This is a genomic window from Burkholderia sp. SRS-25 (genome assembly GCF_004343765.1).
Classification (GTDB): Bacteria; Pseudomonadota; Gammaproteobacteria; order Burkholderiales; family Burkholderiaceae; genus Burkholderia; species Burkholderia contaminans.
The window spans coordinates 1-1,887 of sequence record NZ_PTXM01000052.1 but is presented as its reverse complement, the minus strand read 5'-3'; the positions used below and the strand labels follow the sequence as shown (position 1 = coordinate 1,887).

Annotated in this window: 1 protein-coding gene; it reads left to right on the top strand. The window is 67.0% G+C overall.

Annotation, left to right across the window (positions count from 1 at the left end; translation table 11 throughout):
* Position 1: 1 nt before the first annotated feature.
* A partial coding sequence (gene acs, locus C5O79_RS37830) for an acetate--CoA ligase (protein ID WP_240687938.1) occupies positions 2 to 1,887 on the top strand: 1,886 nt, incomplete at its 3' end.

Here is a 1,887-nt window from a genome sequence, read left to right as displayed (position 1 = left end):
GATTGAATCGGTTCTTCACGAAACCCGTCAGTTTGCGCCGCCCGCGGCGCTCGAACAGGCGGCGACCATTTCCGGCATGCCGGCCTATCGTGCGCTCGCCGCCGAAGCCGAAAGCGATTACGAAGGATTCTGGGCGCGTCTCGCGCGCGAGGGTCTGGCGTGGCACAAGCCGTTCACGACAGTGCTCGACGAGTCCAACGCGCCGTTCTACAAGTGGTTCGACGACGGCGAGCTGAACGCGTCGTACAACTGCCTCGACCGTCACGTCGAAGCCGGCAATGGCGAGCGCGTCGCGGTGATCTTCGAAGCCGACGACGGCACCGTCACGCGCGTCACCTATGCGGATCTCCTCGCACGCGTGTCCCGTTTCGCGAATGCACTGAAGAAGCGCGGGATCGGCAAGGGTGACCGCGTCGTCATCTATATCCCGATGTCGATCGAAGGCATCGTCGCGATGCAGGCCTGCGCGCGCATCGGCGCGACGCACTCGGTCGTGTTCGGCGGCTTCTCCGCGAAGTCGTTGAACGAGCGGCTCGTCGACGTCGGCGCGACGGCGCTCGTCACGGCCGACGAGCAGGCGCGCGGCGGCAAGACGCTGCCGCTGAAGAGCATCGCGGATGAAGCGATCGCGCTGGGCGGCTGCGAGGCCGTGAAGAGCGTGATCGTCTATCGCCGCACCGGCGGCAAGATCGACTGGCACGCCGGGCGCGACCTGTGGATGCACGAACTGACGGCCGGCGAATCCGACCAGTGCGAGCCGGAATGGGTCGGCGCCGAGCATCCGCTGTTCATCCTGTATACGTCGGGCTCGACCGGCAAGCCGAAGGGCGTGCAGCACAGCACGGGCGGCTACCTGCTGTGGGCCGCGCAGACGATGAAGTGGACCTTCGACTGGAAGCCCACCGATGTGTTCTGGTGCACGGCCGACATCGGCTGGGTCACCGGCCACACGTACATCACGTACGGCCCGCTCGCATGCGGCGGCACGCAGGTCGTGTTCGAAGGCGTGCCGACCTATCCGGACGCCGGCCGCTTCTGGAAGATGATCGGCGACCACAAGGTCACCGTGTTCTACACCGCGCCGACCGCGATCCGCTCGCTGATCAAGGCGGCCGAGGCCGACGACAAGGTCCATCCGAAAAGCTACGACCTGTCGAGCCTGCGCATCATCGGCACGGTCGGCGAGCCGATCAATCCGGAAGCATGGATGTGGTATCACAAGCACGTCGGCCAGGAGCGCTGCCCGATCGTCGACACGTGGTGGCAGACCGAAACCGGCGGCCACATGATCACGCCGCTGCCGGGCGCGACGCCGACCGTGCCTGGCTCGTGCACGCTGCCGCTGCCGGGCATCATGGCGGCGGTGGTCGACGAAACCGGCCAGGACGTGCCGAACGGGCAGGGCGGCATCCTCGTCGTCAAGCGCCCGTGGCCCGCGATGATCCGCACGATCTGGGGCGACCCGGAGCGCTTCAAGAAGAGCTACTACCCCGAGGAACTCGGCGGGCGGCTGTACCTGGCCGGCGACGGCACCGTGCGCGACAAGGACACCGGCTACTTCACGATCATGGGCCGGATCGACGACGTGCTGAACGTGTCGGGCCACCGGCTCGGCACGATGGAAATCGAATCGGCGCTGGTGTCACACGAACTCGTGGCTGAAGCCGCCGTGGTCGGCCGCCCGGACGATACGACGGGCGAAGCGGTGGTCGCGTTCGTGGTGCTGAAACGTTCGCGTCCGGAAGGCGAGGAAGCCGCGGCGCTGGCGAAGACGCTGCGCGACTGGGTCGGCAAGCAGATCGGGCCGATTGCGAAGCCGAAGGACATCCGCTTCGGCGACAACCTGCCGAAGACGCGCTCGGGCAAGATCATGCGGCGCCTGCTGCG